This window comes from Amycolatopsis sp. NBC_01286 (assembly GCF_035982555.1).
In the GTDB taxonomy this organism is placed as follows: Bacteria; Actinomycetota; Actinomycetes; order Mycobacteriales; family Pseudonocardiaceae; genus Amycolatopsis.
In genome coordinates, this window is sequence record NZ_CP108428.1 from 7,187,299 (window position 1) to 7,204,274 (window position 16,976).

Genomic DNA, 16,976 nt, shown 5'->3' on the forward strand with positions numbered 1-16,976 from the left:
GGCGTGTCGTCCCTGCAATCACGCGAGTCGACCCTGTAATCACGCGTGTTGGCGTGCTGATCACACGAGGCGGCGGCCTGCGCACGGTCGGCCGGCGCGCCGCGGTTCCGGTGCCGTCCCTCGGGCCGCTGCTCCGCGCACTGGCGATGAGCCGGCTACGACGGCAGCGGTGCTCCTACGTCGGCCGACCCAACCGACGCCGCCCGGCCCTCGGCCTGCTCGTGGTGCGCCGGAGATAAGCCGGCGCCGGTAGCCTCGCGGGCATGGTGGCAGAGCACGTGATCGTGACGACCACGACCGACTCCGAGGCGGCGGCTCGTGAGCTGGCCGCGCAGGCGATCGAGGCGCGGCTGGGCGCGTGTGCGCAGATCGTCGGGCCGGTGACCAGCGTCTACCGCTGGGAGGGTGCGGTCCAGACCGATCAGGAGTGGCGCGTCGAGATCAAGACGACGGCCGACCGGGTGGCCGCGCTGACCTCGCGGATCGCGCAGCTGCACCGCTACGACCTGCCCGAGGTGATCGCCACGCCGATCGAGGGCGGCAGCGCGGCCTACTTGGCGTGGCTGACCGCGGAAACCCGTGGCTGACCGCACCTTTCGCTGATTAGGGTCAGGGAATGGACGATCTCAGGCAGCGCTTCGCGACGCTGACCACCGCCCACCTCGCGGACGCCTGCGTCCGCGCCGGGCTGCCCGTGCGCTGCGCCCCCGCGCCGACCCGCGCGGTGGTGCCGGGCAGCCGCGTGCTCGGGCCGGCGGTCCCGGCTCGGCACGTCGGCAGCGTCGACGTCTTCCTGGAGGCGTTCGAGCACGCCCTCCCCGGTGGCGTGCTGGTCGTCGACAACGGCGGCCGCGTCGACGAAAGCTGCGTCGGCGACCTCGTGGTCCTCGAAGCACGCGCCGCGGGGCTCGCCGGGGTGGTGATCTGGGGCCTGCACCGCGACACCGCCGACATCCGCGAGATCGGCCTGCCCGTGTTCAGCCTCGGCTCGCTCCCGACCGGGCCGCTGAACCTCGGGCCCCGCGTCGACGGTGGGCTGGCCGAAGCGATCGTCGGGGTGTGGCGGATCGGGCCGTCGGACCTGGTGCTGGGGGACGACGACGGCGTCCTGTTCGTCCCGGCGGACCGGGCGGAGGAGCTGTTCGCCCTCGCCGAAGGGATCCGCGACACCGAACGCCGTCAGGCCGACCGGATCCGGGCGGGGGAGTCGCTGCGCGAGCAGGTCCGGTTCGCGGACTTCCTCGCCGCGCGGGAAACGGACCCGGCGCTCACCTTCCGCGCGCACCTGCGGGCCGTCGGCGGTGCGATCGAGGAGTGACTCACCGGGCGGGCGAGAGGCTTTCCGTCGGCAGCAGGGCGAACAGCCGCCGGACGGCGCGCGAGCCCTCGGCGTCGATCGTGAGGCGGGCGCCCGCGGTGTCGGCGAGGAGCCGGGCCCGCATGAGCGAGTTCAGCCCGGCGACGGAGAAGAACGTGATGTCGCCGAGGTCGACGATCACCTCGTCGATCTCCGGGGCCACGCGGGACTGCAGCACCTCGTCGAGCTTGCGCGCGGTGCTCAGGTCGATCTCGCCGGCCACCCGCACGAGCACGGTGCGCGGCCGGGGGTGGTGGACGTCGATCGAGAGCCTGCCGTGGGCGTCCACCCAGGCGGTGGCGAGTTCGTGGTCGGCCGGTCGTGGTTCGGGAACCATCGCGGCACACCTTTCCTCGGGGCTGCGGAGAGCCGTGAAGCCCGGCTCGGCCGTTAATCGTCATCGTACTGCACTCGATCTTCGTGAACCACTGCCGCCAAATTCGCTGGACAGGGCGCACGGGTACCCGCTGTGATCGGCCACGCCCGCCGTACCCCGGCCGGGCGTGCCGAATGGGGGACGTCCTTCGTGGTCACCGGTGATCTTTCCTCGGCCGAAGCGACGATCACGGCCGCCGCGGTCCGCCGCCTCGTCGAGACGCAGTTCCCGCGCTGGGCGGGCCTCGCGGTGGAGCCGGCGCCGGCGCAGGGCGTCGACAACGCGACCTACCGCCTCGGGCCGGACATGTCGGTACGGCTGCCGCGGTTCGCGCGGTGGACCGGGCAGGTGACGCGCGAACAGGAGTGGCTGCCGAAACTGGCGCCGCACCTGCCTTTCCCGGTCCCGGTCCCGCTGGCCGAGGGGAAACCGGGCGCGGGCTACCCGTTCCCGTGGTCGGTCTACCGCTGGCTGCCGGGCGAAGCCGTCGACCCGGACCGCGTCGACGGCGTCGCGGCCGACCTCGCCGCGTTCTTCACGGCGTTGCGCGGCGCGGACGCCACCGGCGGCCCGCCGCCACAGTGGAGCAACGGCTTCCGCGGCGTCTCGACGACCGACGAACGCGACTCGGCGATCGCGCCGGCCCGGCTGGCCCCGCGCATCGAAGCCCTGGCGGGCCTGGTCGACCTCGACGCGGTGGCCGCGGTCTGGGAAACGGCCCGCGCGGTGGCGCCGTGGGCGGGGCCGCCGGTCTGGGTCCACGGCGACCCGGCCCCGGCGAACCTGCTGTCCCGCAACGGCCGCCTGAGCGCGGTGATCGACTTCGGCACCCTGGCGGTGGGCGACCCGGCGTGCGACCTGATCGCCGCGTGGTCGGTCCTGTCCGCCGACGGCCGGACCGAGTTCCGCAAGGCCCTCGACGTCGACGACGCGACGTGGGCCCGCGGCCGCGCCTGGGGCCTGACCGCGGTGCTGCCGTCACGGGCGGAGCTGACCGGGCCGGATCCGGCCCGGGTGGCCGCGGCGCGGCGGCGGCTGGACGAGCTGGTGGCGGACCACGCGTCGGCGTCCCGATGAGACGGTGCCACGCCGCGGTCATCGCGGAATTCGCAGATCACGGGCCGTAACGAAACGCACCCCCTGGGCGAGTAATCTGACACGAGGGGGTGGTCGACGGGTGGCCGGGCAACGACACGGCGGGTTCGATCAAGCGGAACTTCCGGAAGCGCACCGGATCAGGTGGTGGCTCGCGGCGGTGACGGCAGGCCTCGTCGCGGCCGGTTTCGCGATCGTGCCGTACCTCCCCTTCTTCCAGGAGCTGACCTTCATCCGCGACCCGAAGGTCGCGAGCGTCATCACCTGGACCGTCCTGCAGACGTCGGTGGTCGTCATCTCGGCCGTCCTGACGCTGTACTTCACCGGCAAGGCCCGGCTCGAAGCCGCGGCGTTCCGGGCCAACCAGATCGACATCCGCCTCTTCGCCGACGAGCGGCCGGACGCCAGCCACGACCGGGAGATCGACTCCGCCGTCGAGCTGACCGCCGCCTTCAAGCGGATCCTGAACGATTCGCGGCTCTACACCCCGACTTCCGTGCCGGGCGTCGGCGGTTCCTACGACTTCATCCAGATCGTCGAGAACGCCGGCGAGTCCGCGGACGGCTGGTGGAAGGCCGCGACCAAGCTGATCCGGCTCGCGCAGCCGCCCGCCGCCTTCACCGTCACCGGCACCGTCCGGCCCGGCAACACCTCCGGCCGCTACCAGCTGATCCTGGAGCTCGTGCGGTGCCCGCGCTTCGCCGCCAGCCCGCTGGTGATCGAGGACGAGAGCTGGCCGCGCGTGCTGCACCGTGCGGCCAACGCCGTCGCCGCGCTCGTCATCCCGCGCAGCGCCTACGTCCGCACGAACATCCACTGGGCCGCCTGGCGCGACGCGAAGATCCCGTACGAGCTGTTCGACGCCTACCAGCGCGCCAACCACTTCATCACCTACCGCCGCTACGACGAAGCCCTCGCCGAGTACTACCGCGCGCTCAGCCTCGACCCGTCGAACGTCTACATCAGACTCGAGATCGCCGCCCTGCAGGAGCAGCTGGACCTGCACCTCGACGCGCTCGCCACCTACGACGACGTGATCACCCTGTGCAGCAGGGGAAAGCCGAAGCTGGCCCGGTGGTGGATCGGCGAGGACTTCGCCCGCCAGCCGCGCCACGCCGGCCGCAGCCGCGACGTCGCCCTGCTGATCGCCCGCTACCGGCACGCACTGGTCCTCGGCCACGGCGACTCGGTCGCCGGCTCGTGGTGGGTCCGCCGGACCACCGCGGGTGTCCCCGGTGACGCCCGGGCGCTGCGCCGCGCGGAACTGCGGGCCGCGCTGGAGCTGCGGTTCCGCCGCTACGTCGAGCTCGACGTCCGGACCCGGCCGTACGCGATCCCGCGGGAGAAGCGGCTCGAACTCCACCGGCGCGTGATGCGCGTGTCGGTGCCGGAGCTGGTCGTCCAGGACGCGACGCTCGAGCAGCTGGCGGAGTACAACCAGCGTGCCGCCGAGATGCGGTCGTACTTCTGCGCGCTGTCGCAGTACGAGATCGAGCGGCTCGTCGCGGACTACCGCAACTTCGGCAGGCGCTGGCGCCGCAGCTGGGAGCAGCTCACCAACCGCGCGCTCGACCTCTCGCTGGTCTGGGCGGTGCTGCGGCGGGCGATGGCGGACGTCGAGCCGATGTCCGGCGCCGTCCCCGAACCCCGCCCGGCCTACCCCGGCAGCCGCGTCAAGCTGGCCGACGTCTGCCCGGACCGGCGCTGGCCCCCGGACCCGCAGGCGCTCGACGACACCGTCGAAGCGGCGGGGCCGCGCAAGTCGTGGGAAGAGTGCTACAACGCGGCGAGCGTGTACGCCGTCGCGATGCTCGAAGTCGGCCCGCGGGGCGAGCGCGACCTGCGCGACCGCGCCCGGAACCCGCGCCTGACCGGGGAAACGCGCGACGAGGTGGCCCGCCGCGCCGTCCGCGAGCTCTACCACGCCGCCACGATCAGCCACAGTGGACGGTTGCCCGAGCGCCGGTCGTGGGTGATGGGGGAGGACCCCGACCTCGCCGCGTTGCGCGGGCACGAGCTGTTCCGCGTGTTCGAGATGGTCACCTTCTCGCCGGACCGCGCCGCGCCGCTGCGCCCGCAGCGCGCGCACGTCTGGGAACAGGTCAGCTACGTCCGCCAGCTCGTCTGCGAGATCGCCAGCTGCCGCGCGCACTTCTGGCGCCTGCGGGCCCTCGACCCCGCGCCGGTCCAGGACGGCCGGGTGCTCGACCGCTGGCGGTCCACCGACCGCGACGCGTGGCGCCGGCTGGCGGACCTGGCCACCGGGAAGCAGGACTGGTACACGCGGTACCAGGCGATCAGCGCGTTCCGCGAGTGGTCGGCCGACTGCGGCTACCCCGGGTCCATCAGCGGTTTCCCGCTGTACAACGAGGAACGCCTGCACGCCCAGCTGCGCGGCGCGGCGGGCGCGAAGGGCCGGACGGGCATGGACGCGAACATCGTCGTCCGCGAGTACGTCCGCCTCTGCGACCTGCGCCTCGACCAGCTCGTGGCCGACATCGCCGAAGTCGAGCAGACCCAGGACGACTTCGCGGCCCGCGCGGACCTGTGGGGCGCCCTATGCTCGTGGTTCGACGACGACATCGCCGACGGCTCGTCGTCCGACGAGCGCCGCGAACGGTTCCGCAAGCTCGTCAAACCCTAGGACGGCCGCGTGTAGCGGTGCTTCACCCCGACCGGGAAGTACTCCGGGTCGCCCGCCGGGCGCAGGACGATGTCGGGCAGCTGCCGCTCCGCCGGGACGTAGTGCGCGTACTCGCTGTTGAGCCGCAGCAGCTGCTCGCGCACCGACTCCGCGATGCGGCTCGCGTCCGCCGTCGCGCCCGGGGCCGTCTCGACCGTGATGCGCAGCCGGCGGTCGCGGTCTTCGTCCTCCGCCGACTCGATGACGAACTTGCCGGTCACCGTGGCGCTGATGCCCGGCTGCTCCAGCCCGACCGTGACGTTCTCCGGGTAGACGTTCGCGCCGAAGAACGACACCGTGAACAGCGACCGGCCGAAGACGTACACGAACGGCAGCTCCGGGCCCTCGGGCGGGGTGAAGCCGTGCTGGGCGCAGTAGGCGAGCAGGTCGGCGTGCGGCAGGACGCCGCCGTCGTCGGCGATGTGGTAGCGGATCAGCGGGATCCCGCCGTCCGCGGTGAAGACCAGCGTGCCCTCGTGCACCTCGAAGAACCGGCTCGCCGGGTCGTACTGCACCAGCGTCGGGAGCCGCGCGTCGCCGAAGACCTCGCGCGCCAGCTCGGGCCGGTCCGCGAAGAACCGGCGGATGCCCACCGAGACCGGGGTTTCGGTGCCGAGCACGCCGGCGTCGGCGGTGCCGTAGAGCGACGCGATGTCGCGGACCGGGTCGGCGACCCCGGCCCGCTGCGCGACGAGGTCACGCCACTGCTCGCTGAACACCTCGCCCGCCAGCACGAGCTTGATCGCGTACGCGGGCCAGTCGACGCCCTCGGCCACGCCGGTGTCGACGACGTCCTTGACGAACGGCGGGTAGCCGAGCAGCACGACCTGCTCGAAGTGCGGCGCCAGCTCGGGCAGCACCCGCAGGATCTCGGCCTTGTTGTTGCCCGGCGCCACGACGGTGATCGGGCTGCCCTTGGCCGCGAGGTGGCGTACGCACGCCGTCGTGAACAGGCCGCCGACCCAGGTGCCGAGCGGGAAGCAGACGACGGCGAGGGTGCTGCGCTCGTCGGCGTGGAAGCCGTCGACCATGACCTGCTCGAAGCGGCGGGCGACGTGCAGCTCGTCTTCCAGCGCGCGCGGCCAGATGGTCGGGTGCCCGCTGGAGCCGGAGGAGACGGCGATCATGTCGAGGCCGGCGAACGTGCCGTCGCGGCACAGCTCGGGCAGCGGGTACTTCCGGTGGTAGCCCGCCTTGTCGACCAGCGGCAGCCGCCGGAAGTCCTCGAGCGTCGTCACCGACTCCGGCGTGATCCCGTGGTCCCCCAGGAACTTCCGGTACGCGGGCACGGTGTCCGCGGTCCGGCGGAACAGGTCGAGAACCTGGTCCGCGGGCGCCGGCCCGGGTGCCGCGAAGAAGGTGTCGAACGCCTGGCGCACGCGGGCCTGCCGACCGTGGTCCATGATCGCAGCATAGCGTCCGGCCGGCACCGCCCCGAGGTGTCATGATGGGCGCGTGAGCACCTCCGCGGAGCAGCCCGCCACCGGCGCGCCGTTGACCCTGTACCTGGTCAAGCGGCTGGAGCTGGCCATCCGGGCGCTGCTGGACGACGCCCTGCGGGAGCTCGGGCTCACCACGCTGCAGTACACCGCGCTCACCGTGCTGGAGGCGAGCGGCCCGCTGTCGTCGGCCCAGCTCGCGCGCCGGTCGTTCCTGCGGCCGCAGACGATGCACGAGATGGTGCTGGCGCTGGAGAAGCGCGGCCTGATCGAGCGGACACCCAAGCCGGACAACAAGCGCGTCCTGCTGGCCAGCCTCACCGGCACCGGGCGGGCCCTGCTCGCCGGCTGCGCGCCCGCGGTGGGGGAGGTCGAGCGGGAGCTGCTCGCCGACCTGAGCCCAGGCCAGCGCACGACGTTCCGTGAAGGGCTCCAGCACGGCGTCCTGGCCCTCGGTTCACTGGCGGAGTCCCGGCGCCAAGATCCCTGACGGGTGGTGGATCGGGCTCGGCCGACTGGCGGGTTAACCCGGTCCGGCGGCCCGAAAGAACTAGGCCGGACGAGTGGAAGCGGCCTGCGGTGCGTGGCGTACGGCGTGGCTGGGTACGTCCAGATTCGGTCCCGCATCTGGAGGTTCGCCGACCGTGACTGGGCACGCAGCGACGCTCCGACGGCCGGGCGAGCCGGAAGGCCGGGCCCGGTCAGGTGGCTTCCGATCTCTCGCGTCGTCGAGCGCCGACCTCGGACAACTGGGTGAAAACACACGCGTGGAAGAGGGACGGAATGCAACCGAAGGTGTTCGACCTGGGGAAGGTACGAAGAGACGCGGTGGTCACCATCCGGCTGGCCGCGATGGCCAACGTCAGGCTCCTGACGGCGGTCAACTTCGAGGCCTACCGGCGCCGGCAGTACTACCGGATGCACGGCGGGGTGGCCACCGCACCGATGTTCAAGATCCACATCCCGGCCAACGCGCACTGGTTCCTGGTGCTCGACGTCGAGGGGCTGGAAAGCCTGCCCCTGCACCCGCGGGTGAGCGTCGTGCCCTGAGCCCGCACGCCTCGTGGACACACCGGCCGCCGGTGAACGTCATCGCGACCTCTCCCTTTCGGTGCCGTCGAAGGGATCCCGGTCGAGCACGACCAGGTCCGCGGTGGCCGGGCCGGATCGCGCCGGTGTCGTCGAGGTGGTTGACGTACGCCGAACCCGCCGTGCTGCATGATCTTGACGCTCTTCGCGCGGAAACCCCGGCCGCGCAACGACTCCCGGCGCTCCAGGAGGTGCTCGGCGCCGCGCGCCTGCAGGACGCCGGTGAGCGCGCCGCCGGCGTCGCGCTGGATGTGGGCGTCGGGCGGATCCGGGGTGATGGCGCGGTCGAGGGCGCGGGTGTTCGGCCAGGCACCGTGATGGTCCGATCACGCCCCGAGTGGACAGGAACCGGGCCAGACACCGACCCGCGCCAAACGGCCCGGGGAGGGTTGTCCGGAGTGCGGTCCGCGGCGGCCCCGAACCACTGTCCGGCCAGGTCAGCGCCGCCCGGACGGCGGGCGCGGGTGGCACCGGACCAGAGCGCAGCGTGGTCCGTTCGGCACCCGGAGCAACCGGAGGCGCCGACCATCGGCGGATTTACAACGTTGTATCAACGATGTAAAAGTGTCCCTGCGCTGTTCGTCGCTCCGGTCACACGCCGTAGAAGGGGCCATCGATGTCCTCCCGTGCACGCGATCACCTGACCCGCCGCGACCTCCTGCGGCTCGCCGGCGGGACGGCCGCCGCGGTCGCCGCCGCCCTGTGGCTGCCCGGTGTGGCGGCCGCCGCCGGCACCTTCAGCCCGCTCCGGCCGCCGGCCACGCCGCTGATCGTCCGCTCGCCGTACCTGTCCGCCTGGCAGCCGTCCGACAACCTGCCCGGCACCTGGGCGAGCTTCTGGAACGGGCACACCACCGCGCTGTGCGGCCTCGCCCGCATCGACGGCGTGGCCTACGTCTTCGCCGGCTCGCCCGCCCTGCCGTCCGGGCCCGCGCTGACCCCGATGACGCAGGTGAGCCTGCAGGTCACCGGCACCCGCTCGACCTACGTCCTCGGTGGCGGCGGGGTGAACCTGACCGTCACGTTCTTCTCGCCCGTCGACCCGGCGAACCTGCAACGCCAGTCCGTGCCGTTCGGCTACGTGACCCTCCAGGCCACCAGTACCGACGGCCGCGCGCACGCCGTCGACCTGCACTTCGACACCTCGGCCGAGTGGGTGCACGGCAACACCGCGACCCCGGTCACCTGGACGCAGCAGCAGTCCGGCGGTCAGACCCTGCTGAGCTGCACCCCGGCGAGCCCGGGCGTGCTCCAGGAGAACGGCGAACAGGCCAGCTGGGGCTCCCTCGTGGTGGCGGCCCCGACCGCCGGGACGACCTGGCAGATCGGGCAGGACACCGTCGTGCGCGCCGCGTCCGCCGGGCAGGGCACCCTGCCGAACACCAGCGACACCGCGCAGCCACGCGCGATCAGCGACCGCTGGCCGGTGCTCGCGTTCAACAAGAACCTCGGCACGATCGCGGCCGGCGGGACGTCGGCGCCGTTCACGCTCTCGATCGGCCACGTCCGGACCCCGGCCGTGCGTTACCTCGGCGCGGAGCTGAAGCCCTGGTGGACGCACTACTGGGGCAGCTGGCAGGACATGGCCGTCTGGTTCGCGGCCGACCACGCGGCCGCGCTGTCGGCGGCGGCGGCGATCGACCAGCGGCTGCACGACGACGCCGTGGCCGCGGCCGGCGGCGGCACCACCGGCGAGCACTACGCCGGGATCTGCGCGCTCGCCCTGCGCCAGGCGTTCGGCGGCACCGAGCTGGTCGACCGCGGCGGCGCGCCGTGGGCCTTCCTCAAGGAGATCTCCTCCAGCGGCAACATGTCCACAGTGGACGTCACCTACCCGGCGTTCCCGGCCTACCTCTACCTTTCCCCGGCCTACCTGCGGCTCATCCTGGAGCCGCTGCTCGACTACCCCGAGCACGGCGGCTGGCCGATGCAGTTCGCCGAGCACGACGTCGGCACGCACTACCCGGACGCGACCGGGCACAACGACGGCAACGAGGAGAGCATGCCGGTCGAGGAGTCGGCCAACATGCTGATCATGGCCGCCGCGCTGGTGCAGCGGCTGCCGGCGGCGGAGGCGAGCGCCTTCGCCACCACCCACTACCGGATCCTGCGGCAGTGGGCCGAGTACCTCGTCGGCAACACCCTCGACCCGGGCTTCCAGAACCAGACCGACGACTTCACCGGGTTCATCGCCCACAGCGCCAACCTCGCGCTCAAGGGCATCGTCGGCGTCGGCGCGATGGGCGTCATCGCGAGCGCCACCGGCAACACCGCCGACGCCCAGCGCTACCGGTCGGTCTCGCGCAGCTACGTCAGCCAGTGGGTGACGCTCGCGCAGGACACGTCCAACCAGCACCTGAAGCTCGCCTACGACCAGCCCGGCACGTGGAGCCTCAAGTACAACGGCTTCGCCGACCGCGTGCTCGGCCTCGACCTGGTGCCGCTGGGCGTCGCCGCGCAGGAGGCGGCCTGGTACCAGGCCCGCGCGGGCGCCCACGGCGTGCTGCTCGACCCGCGCAACAACTACACGAAGGCCGACTGGGAGCTGTGGACCGCGGCCTGGCTCACCGACCAGCCGAACATCCGGAACACCATGGTCGAGGGCGTCTACAGCTTCGCGAACACCACGCCGCAGCGCGTGCCGTTCACCGACTGGTACGTCGTCGCCGACGCCACCCAGCGCGGCTTCCAGGCCCGTCCGGTCGCCGGCGGCTACCTGGCGCTGCTGACCCGGCCCGCCGGCTCGGCGACGGTCTGGCGCAAGCTCCAGAACCAGCGGTCGGGCAAGGTCCTCGCCGTGTCGAACATGTCACTGGCCGACACCGCCGAGGTCACCCAGTGGAGCGACAACGGCAGCGCCGACCACCTCTGGGCGGTGGTCGACAACGGCGACGGCACGGTCCGGATCGTCAACCGCAACAGCGGCAAGATCCTGGCCGTGCACGACCAGAGCCTCGACAACGGCGCGCACGTGCAGCAGTACCAGGACAACGGCACCCCGGACCACAACTGGCGGATCGTCGACGCCGGCGGCGGCTGGTCGAAGGTCGTCAACGTCCGCAGCGGCAAGGTCATGGCGGTCGACCAGCAGTCCACCGCAGACGGCGCGCAGGTGACGCAGTGGGACGACAACGGCTCCCCGGACCACCTGTGGCGGTTCGTCTGACGTCGTTTGCAAGACTGGCGGCGTGTGCGCCGACTTCAGCCGGATCCGCCGGTTCCTCGACGAGCGGGATCCGCCGACCCCGTGCCTCGTCGTCGACACCGACGTCGTCGCGGCCCGGGCGGCGGAGTTCCGCGCGGCGTTCCCCGGCGCGCTGATCCGCTACGCGGTCAAGGCCAACCCGGCCCCGCCGGTGCTCGACGCGCTGGTGGCGGCCGGGATCGGCTTCGACGTCGCCGGGCCCGCCGAGGTCGCGCGGTGCCTCGAGCGGGGCGCCGGCCCGGCGGACCTCGCCTACGGCAACCCGATCAAGAAGGCCCGCGACATCGCCTTCGCCTACGAGCGCGGGGTCCGCGAGTTCACCTCGGACGCGCCGGCCGACGTCGACAACCTGGGCCGTCACGCGCCCGGCTCGGCCGTGTCGATCCGCGTGGTCCTCGACGCGCCCGACTCGGTGACGCCGTTCGGACGCAAGTTCGGCTGCGACCCGGCCGAGGCCCTCGACCTGGTGCTGCGGGCGGCTGAGCTGGGCCTGCGGCCCGGCATCGCGTTCCACGTCGGCTCGCAGCAGCCCGACCCGCTCGCCTGGGAGATCGGCATCGCCACGGCGGCGAAGCTGGCCGCCGAGGCCGCGGCTCAGGGTGTGCCGGTGACGCGGCTCAACCTGGGCGGCGGCTTCGCGACGGCCCACCGCACCGGCGTCCCGCCGCTGGCCACCTACGCGGCGACGATCGCGTCGGCCCTCGACACGCACTTCCCCGAGGAGCGGCCCGAGCTGCTGCTCGAGCCGGGCCGGGTGCTCGTCGCCGACGCCGGTCTGCTGCGCACCGAGGTCGTGCTGGTCGCGGACCGGGGTGAGCGGCGCTGGGTGTACCTCGACATCGGCCGCTACAACGGCCTCGCCGAGGCCGAGAACGAGGCGATCGCCTACCGGTTCGAGCCGGTCGGGCGGGCCGCCGGGCCCGCCGGGCCGGTGGTGCTCGCCGGGCCGACCTGTGACGGCGACGACGTGCTCTACCAGCGGACGCCGTACGAGCTGCCGCTGTCGCTGTGCGCGGGTGACCGCCTCGACCTGCCCGGGACCGGCGCCTACACGGCGTCGTACGCCTCGGTGGAGTTCAACGGGATCGAGCCGCTGCGCACCTACTGCCTGGGGAAGTGGGGAGATGCCTGAATTCGGCCGGTTCACCGGACGGCACGTCCTGGCCGAGCTGCACGGCGTCGACCCGGGCCTGCTCGACGACGCCGCGAAGCTGGGAGAGCTGCTCCGCGCCGCGGTGACGGAGGCGGGCGCGACGGTCGTCGACGTCGTCGCCAAGAGCTTCGCGCCGCAGGGCGCCACCGTGATCGCGCTGCTCGCCGAGTCGCACGCGTCCGTGCACACGTACCCAGAGCACGGGTCGCTGTTCGCGGACGTGTTCACCTGCGGCGAGCGCGCCGACCCCGAGCACGCCGTGCGGCTGCTGGCCAAGTCGCTCGACGCCGCTTCGGTCCACCTGTCCGTCGTCCGCCGGGGAGAAGCCTGATGCCCGCGATCCACGAACCACTCGGCCCCGGCCTGACCCGCGTCTGGGAGGTCGACGACGTCGTGTTCAGCGCGCGCACGGCCTACCAGGAGGTGCTGATCGGGCGCACCGCGCAGGGCGTCTCGCTGTTCTGCGACAACGAGCGCCAGAGCACCGAGGCCAGCCAGCTGCTGTACCACGAGGCGCTGATGGTCCCCGCGCTCCTGCTCGCCGACCAGGTGCGCCGGGTGCTCGTGATCGGTTCCAGCGAAGGCGTCGCGTGCGCACTGGCGCTGGCCGCCGGCGCCGAGGTCGTCGACCACGTCGACATCGACGAGCAGGCCGTCCGCGCCTGCGCCGAGCACCTGCCCTACGGCTACACGACGGCCGACCTCGCCGAAGCCGAACGCGGGTCCGGCCCGGTCCGGCTGTCCTTCGCGGACGGCTGGGCCTTCCTGGCCGCCGCGGAGGAGCGCGGAGACACCTACGACGTGGTCGTGATCGACCTGCCGGACGAGAACACCGACCCGGACGCGCAGCACAACCGCTTGTACGGCACGGACTTCCTCGGCCGCTGCGCCCGGCTGCTGGCCCCCGGCGGCGTGGTGACCTGCCAGGCGGGCTGCCCGACACTGTGGCGCAACGAGACGCTGCTGGCGTCGTGGCGTCGGTTCCGCGAGGTGTTCGGCACGGTGCTGTACTTCGGCTCCGACGAGCACGAGTGGGCGTTCCTCTCCGGCCGCGCGGACCGCGTCGACGAGCCGGGCGCGCTGGTGGCGCGACGGTTCGGTGAGCGGGGGAGCAAGGCCGTGACGGTGGATGCGGAAGCGTTGCTGGCGGGCGCGACACCCCCGTTTTCACTGCGGCGCGATGACGGCCACTGACTGCTGGAGAAAGGCCCGCCCACCGGCAGCACCGGCGGGCGGGCCGTTCACTCAGACGTGCGTGACCAGCAACGTCACTCCCGCTTCGCCGCCGCAGTCGACGAACACCGGACCCACGCCGTTGCCGATTTGTTCGGACAGTGTGGCTTTCGCCTCGAATTCGTCCGGTCCGGCCTTCAGGATCCGGATGTTCTCCAGGACCGGGTGCTCGGGGAAGCCGCCGAGTACGGACTTCAAGCCCGTGCCGCCGCCGCAGTTTCCGGTGATCGTCACTTCTTCGCCGCGCTTGGTCGTGGGGTTCGGGCTCACCTGAACGGTGGCGCGCGCTCCCTTCGGCGGCCGCTGGTGTGCTTCGGTCATGGTTTTCCCCTCCGTGGTCCCGGAATCGGCCGACGCCCCGCCGGCGATCCCGATGCTCGTGGCCGTGATCAGCCCGGCCGCGAGGGCCAGGCCGAGCACTGTCCGCTTCGGCTTCGTGGTGCCGCGCATGGTGATCTCCTCCCTTGACCCGGTGTCGCCGGATCTACCCCGTAAGTCGCGAGGGGAGGAGCGGAGGTTCTCGAAGAGGTGTGGATCACTCGAAAGGGTGAACGCGAAAGGCCTGGCACTTTCGCGGGAAAGTGCCAGGCCGCAAGGAAATCCAGGTCAGTTGCCGACCGGTGGTCGTTCGGCTTTCGCGGTGGGCACGAGGGTGCATCGTCGCTCGAACCGTTCCATCAGCACGGTTGCGATCAACAGGGCGACTGGGGTGCTCACCGCGATCCACATGCCTGCTCAGTTACCCAGCCCCGGTTGATCTCAATCGCCCGCCGACAGACCGCCGATCAAAGAGAGCAACCGCGCGCGGAAGGCGTCGTCGTCCCCGAGGCCGCCGAGCAGGGCCGGGTCTTCGCGTTCGGCTCGCACCGCGCGCTCGTGGACCGTGCGGCCGCGCGCGGTCAGCCGCGTCAGGTGGCGGCGGGCGTCGGCCGGGTCCGGCGTGCGGGTGACGAAACCGGCCTTGGCGAGCCGGTCGAGGGTGCGGCTCATCGTCTGGTCGGTCACCTGGCAGCGCTGGGCCAGCGCCCGCTGGGGGAGCGGCCCCTCGCGCAGGGTGTGCAACGCGATCAGCCCCGCGTGGGTGAGGCCCATGCCGGCCAGCACGGCGACCCAGCGCTGCTCGACCAGCCGCGCGGCCACGGCCAGCAGCCGGCCGGTCGGCCACGTGCTCAGGTCCGGTTCGGGGGCTGTGCTCACCGTCACTCCCGGTCGTCGTGCAGAATGTTCAGCCTGCTGAACAATTGGGCGTGTTCGCGCTCGAAAGGACTTTAGCGACCATGAACAAGACCGCCCCACGCCGTCTTCGCTGGCTGATCCCGGCCCTCCTGGTGATCGGCTGGCTCGCGATCGGCGGGTTCGGCGGGCCGTTCGCCGGGAAGCTCAGCGAAGTCGCGAAGAACGACAACGCCGCCTTCCTGCCCAGGTCGGCCGAAGCCACCGAAGTCTCCGACGAGCAAAAGGCGTTCACCCCGCGCCAGGTGCTGCCCGCCACCGTCGTCGCCGAGCGCACGAGCGGCCTGACCGGCGAAGACCGGCGGTTCCTCGCGGACAAGGCCCGGCAGCTGGGCACCGTGCCCGGCGTCGTCGGCCCGCTCGGCCAGCCGCAGCCCGCGCCGCGCGACAACCAGGCCGTGCAGCTGGCCGTGCCGATCCTCGCCGACGGCAACCCCGCCGACGTCGTCAAGGAGGTCCGCGCCCAGCTGGCCGGCGCGCCGGACGGCCTGACCGTGCTGGTCACCGGCCCGGCCGGGCAGATCGCCGACCTGGTCACGGCGTTCGGCGGCATCGACGGCATCCTGCTGCTCGTCGCCGGCGGTGTGGTCGCGCTGATCCTGATCGTCGTCTACCGCAGCCCGCTGCTGCCGTTCCTGGTGCTGCTCTCGGCGGTGTTCGCGCTCGGGCTCGCGAGCCTCGTCGTCTACCTGCTGGCGAAGAACGACATCCTCGCGCTCAACGGCCAGAGCCAGGGCATCCTCTCGATCCTCGTGTTCGGCGCGGCGACCGACTACGCCCTGCTGACGGTCGCGCGGTTCCGCGAGCAGCTGCGCGACACCCCGAGCCGGTTCGACGCGCTGCGGATCGCGTGGCGCGCCACGCTCGAACCGATCGCCGCGTCGGCGGGCACCGTCGTGCTCGGGGTGCTGTGCCTGCTGTTCAGCGACCTGAACTCCAACAAGGGCCTCGGCCCGGTCGCCGCGATCGGCATCGGCGCCGCGCTGCTGGCGTCGACGACGTTCCTGCCCGCCGTGCTCGCGCTGTGCGGCCGCGGCGCGTTCTGGCCGTTCAAGCCCGCGCTCGGCTCGCCGCACCCGGAGACCGCCGGGATCTGGGGCCGGGTGGCCGGCCTGGTCGGCAAGCGGCCGCGCACGGTCTGGGTGGTGACGGCGCTCGTGCTCGGCATCGGCGTCGCGTTCCTGCCGCAGCTCAAGGCGTCCGGCACCGCGCAGTCGGACGTCTTCCTCACCCAGGTCGAGTCCGGGACCGGCCAGGACATCCTCGGCCGGCACTTCCCGGGCGGCCTCGGCGCGCCCGCGATCACGATCGCCGACGCCGGCGCACTGCCCGCCGTGCTCGCGGCGTCCAAAGTGGACGGTGTGGCCCAGTCGCTCCCGCTGCCCGGCCCCGACGGGCAGCCGAAGGTGGTCGGCGGCCGGGTGCAGATCCTGTCCGTGCTGAACGACGCGGCGGACTCCGAAGCCGCCGTCGCGACCGTCGGCCGGCTGCGCGACGCCGTGCACGCGGTGCCTGGCGCAGCGGCCAAGGTCGGTGGCCCGACGGCGATCCAGCTCGACACGCAGCAGACGTCCGTGCACGACCGGGAGCTGATCATCCCGATCGTGCTGCTGGTGATCTTCCTCGTGCTGGCCCTGCTGCTGCGGTCCCTGCTCGCGCCGCTGCTGCTGATCGCGACGGTGGTGCTGTCGTTCGCCGCGACGATGGGCGTGTCGGCGCTGGTGTTCAACCACATCTTCGGTTTCCCGGGCGCGGACCCGGTGGTGCCGTTGTTCGGGTTCGTGTTCCTGGTGGCGCTGGGGATCGACTACAACATCTTCCTGATGACGCGCGTCCGCGAGGAAGCACTGACCAGGGGCACCCGCGCCGGCACGCTACGCGGGTTGTCGCTGACCGGCGGCGTGATCACGTCGGCCGGCGTCGTGCTGGCCGCGACGTTCTCCGCGCTGTCGGTGATCCCGATCCTGTTCCTGGCCCAGATCGCGTTCATCGTCGCGTTCGGCGTCCTGCTGGACACGTTCCTGGTGCGGTCGCTGCTGGTCCCGGCGCTGACCGTGGACGTCGGCCGCCGCATCTGGTGGCCGTCGAAACTGGCCCGGGCGGACGACTAGGG

15 protein-coding genes are annotated in these 16,976 nt (G+C 72.4%); 11 read left to right on the top strand and 4 right to left on the bottom strand.

Annotation, left to right across the window (positions count from 1 at the left end; genetic code table 11):
- Positions 1 to 263 precede the first annotated feature (263 nt).
- Both cutA and OG570_RS33830 read left to right on the top strand, forming a co-directional pair.
- Positions 264 to 587: a divalent-cation tolerance protein CutA gene (cutA, locus tag OG570_RS33825; RefSeq protein WP_326949917.1), complete on the top strand. Its 324-nt coding sequence runs from the start codon at positions 264 to 266 to the stop codon at positions 585 to 587.
- A gap of 29 nt (positions 588 to 616) precedes the next feature.
- Positions 617 to 1,318, top strand: coding sequence for an RraA family protein (locus tag OG570_RS33830; RefSeq protein WP_326953058.1), 702 nt, complete (start codon positions 617 to 619; stop codon positions 1,316 to 1,318).
- Between the two features lies 1 nt (position 1,319).
- Here OG570_RS33830 and OG570_RS33835 read toward each other — a convergent pair whose 3' ends face one another.
- Positions 1,320 to 1,694 (bottom strand): STAS domain-containing protein, encoded by a 375-nt coding sequence (locus tag OG570_RS33835; RefSeq protein ID WP_326953059.1) that lies wholly within the window; start codon positions 1,692 to 1,694, stop codon positions 1,320 to 1,322.
- Positions 1,695 to 1,826: 132 nt separating this feature from the next.
- Here OG570_RS33835 and OG570_RS33840 point away from each other — a divergent pair, with 132 nt between their 5' ends.
- A complete protein-coding gene (locus OG570_RS33840; RefSeq protein ID WP_326953060.1) occupies positions 1,827 to 2,810 on the top strand; it encodes an aminoglycoside phosphotransferase family protein in 984 nt (327 codons plus the stop codon).
- 100 nt (positions 2,811 to 2,910) lie between these two features.
- Positions 2,911 to 5,472 carry a hypothetical protein gene (locus OG570_RS33845; RefSeq protein WP_326953061.1) on the top strand — a complete coding sequence of 854 codons (2,562 nt, stop codon included), beginning with the start codon at positions 2,911 to 2,913 and terminating at the stop codon, positions 5,470 to 5,472.
- Here OG570_RS33845 and OG570_RS33850 read toward each other — a convergent pair.
- A complete protein-coding gene (locus OG570_RS33850; protein WP_326953062.1) occupies positions 5,469 to 6,914 on the bottom strand; it encodes a phenylacetate--CoA ligase family protein in 1,446 nt (481 codons plus the stop codon). The genes OG570_RS33845 and OG570_RS33850 overlap by 4 nt on opposite strands.
- A gap of 52 nt (positions 6,915 to 6,966) precedes the next feature.
- Here OG570_RS33850 and OG570_RS33855 point away from each other — a divergent pair, with 52 nt between their 5' ends.
- The 6 genes from OG570_RS33855 (at position 6,967) to OG570_RS33880 (ending at position 13,591) form a co-directional block, all read left to right on the top strand.
- On the top strand, positions 6,967 to 7,440 hold the full coding sequence (locus tag OG570_RS33855; RefSeq protein ID WP_326953063.1) for a MarR family winged helix-turn-helix transcriptional regulator: 474 nt from the start codon (positions 6,967 to 6,969) through the stop codon (positions 7,438 to 7,440).
- Positions 7,441 to 7,733: 293 nt separating this feature from the next.
- Positions 7,734 to 8,000 carry a DUF1883 domain-containing protein gene (locus OG570_RS33860; protein WP_247052126.1) on the top strand — a complete coding sequence of 89 codons (267 nt, stop codon included), beginning with the start codon at positions 7,734 to 7,736 and terminating at the stop codon, positions 7,998 to 8,000.
- 655 nt (positions 8,001 to 8,655) lie between these two features.
- Complete coding sequence (locus tag OG570_RS33865) at positions 8,656 to 11,205, top strand: glutaminase domain-containing protein (protein ID WP_326953064.1); 2,550 nt, start codon at positions 8,656 to 8,658, stop codon at positions 11,203 to 11,205.
- Positions 11,206 to 11,227: 22 nt separating this feature from the next.
- Positions 11,228 to 12,376, top strand: a complete 1,149-nt coding sequence (locus OG570_RS33870) for a type III PLP-dependent enzyme (RefSeq protein ID WP_326953065.1) — start codon at positions 11,228 to 11,230, stop codon at positions 12,374 to 12,376.
- A complete protein-coding gene (gene speD, locus OG570_RS33875) occupies positions 12,369 to 12,728 on the top strand; it encodes an adenosylmethionine decarboxylase (protein WP_326949907.1) in 360 nt (119 codons plus the stop codon). The genes OG570_RS33870 and speD overlap by 8 nt, the downstream gene beginning before the upstream one ends.
- On the top strand, positions 12,728 to 13,591 hold the full coding sequence (locus tag OG570_RS33880; RefSeq protein WP_326953066.1) for a spermidine synthase: 864 nt from the start codon (positions 12,728 to 12,730) through the stop codon (positions 13,589 to 13,591). Before speD ends, OG570_RS33880 begins: the two co-directional genes overlap by 1 nt.
- Positions 13,592 to 13,642: 51 nt before the next feature.
- Here the strand turns inward: OG570_RS33880 and OG570_RS33885 are convergent, their stop codons facing one another.
- Together OG570_RS33885 and OG570_RS33890 are read right to left on the bottom strand one after the other, a co-directional pair.
- Entirely contained in the window at positions 13,643 to 14,080 is a 438-nt protein-coding gene (locus OG570_RS33885) for a hypothetical protein (protein WP_326953067.1), read from the bottom strand.
- 309 nt (positions 14,081 to 14,389) lie between these two features.
- Positions 14,390 to 14,833, bottom strand: coding sequence for a MarR family winged helix-turn-helix transcriptional regulator (locus tag OG570_RS33890; protein WP_326949903.1), 444 nt, complete (start codon positions 14,831 to 14,833; stop codon positions 14,390 to 14,392).
- A gap of 74 nt (positions 14,834 to 14,907) precedes the next feature.
- On the opposite strand from OG570_RS33890, the gene OG570_RS33895 reads away from it, so the two are divergent.
- Entirely contained in the window at positions 14,908 to 16,974 is a 2,067-nt protein-coding gene (locus tag OG570_RS33895; protein ID WP_326953068.1) for an MMPL family transporter, read from the top strand.
- Positions 16,975 to 16,976: the final 2 nt, after the last annotated feature.

What these genes read in the sequence shown, in the direction of transcription:
- cutA (WP_326949917.1), top strand. Translation starts at nt 264, where the DNA reads ATGGTGGCAGAGCACGTGATCGTGACGACCACGACCGACTCCGAGGCG.
- OG570_RS33830 (WP_326953058.1), top strand. Translation starts at nt 617, where the DNA reads ATGGACGATCTCAGGCAGCGCTTCGCGACGCTGACCACCGCCCACCTC.
- OG570_RS33835 (WP_326953059.1), bottom strand. Translation starts at nt 1,694, where the DNA reads ATGGTTCCCGAACCACGACCGGCCGACCACGAACTCGCCACCGCCTGG.
- OG570_RS33850 (WP_326953062.1), bottom strand. Translation starts at nt 6,914, where the DNA reads ATGGACCACGGTCGGCAGGCCCGCGTGCGCCAGGCGTTCGACACCTTC.
- OG570_RS33860 (WP_247052126.1), top strand. Translation starts at nt 7,734, where the DNA reads ATGCAACCGAAGGTGTTCGACCTGGGGAAGGTACGAAGAGACGCGGTG.
- OG570_RS33865 (WP_326953064.1), top strand. Translation starts at nt 8,656, where the DNA reads ATGTCCTCCCGTGCACGCGATCACCTGACCCGCCGCGACCTCCTGCGG.
- speD (WP_326949907.1), top strand. Translation starts at nt 12,369, where the DNA reads ATGCCTGAATTCGGCCGGTTCACCGGACGGCACGTCCTGGCCGAGCTG.
- OG570_RS33880 (WP_326953066.1), top strand. Translation starts at nt 12,728, where the DNA reads ATGCCCGCGATCCACGAACCACTCGGCCCCGGCCTGACCCGCGTCTGG.
- OG570_RS33885 (WP_326953067.1), bottom strand. Translation starts at nt 14,080, where the DNA reads ATGCGCGGCACCACGAAGCCGAAGCGGACAGTGCTCGGCCTGGCCCTC.
- OG570_RS33895 (WP_326953068.1), top strand. Translation starts at nt 14,908, where the DNA reads ATGAACAAGACCGCCCCACGCCGTCTTCGCTGGCTGATCCCGGCCCTC.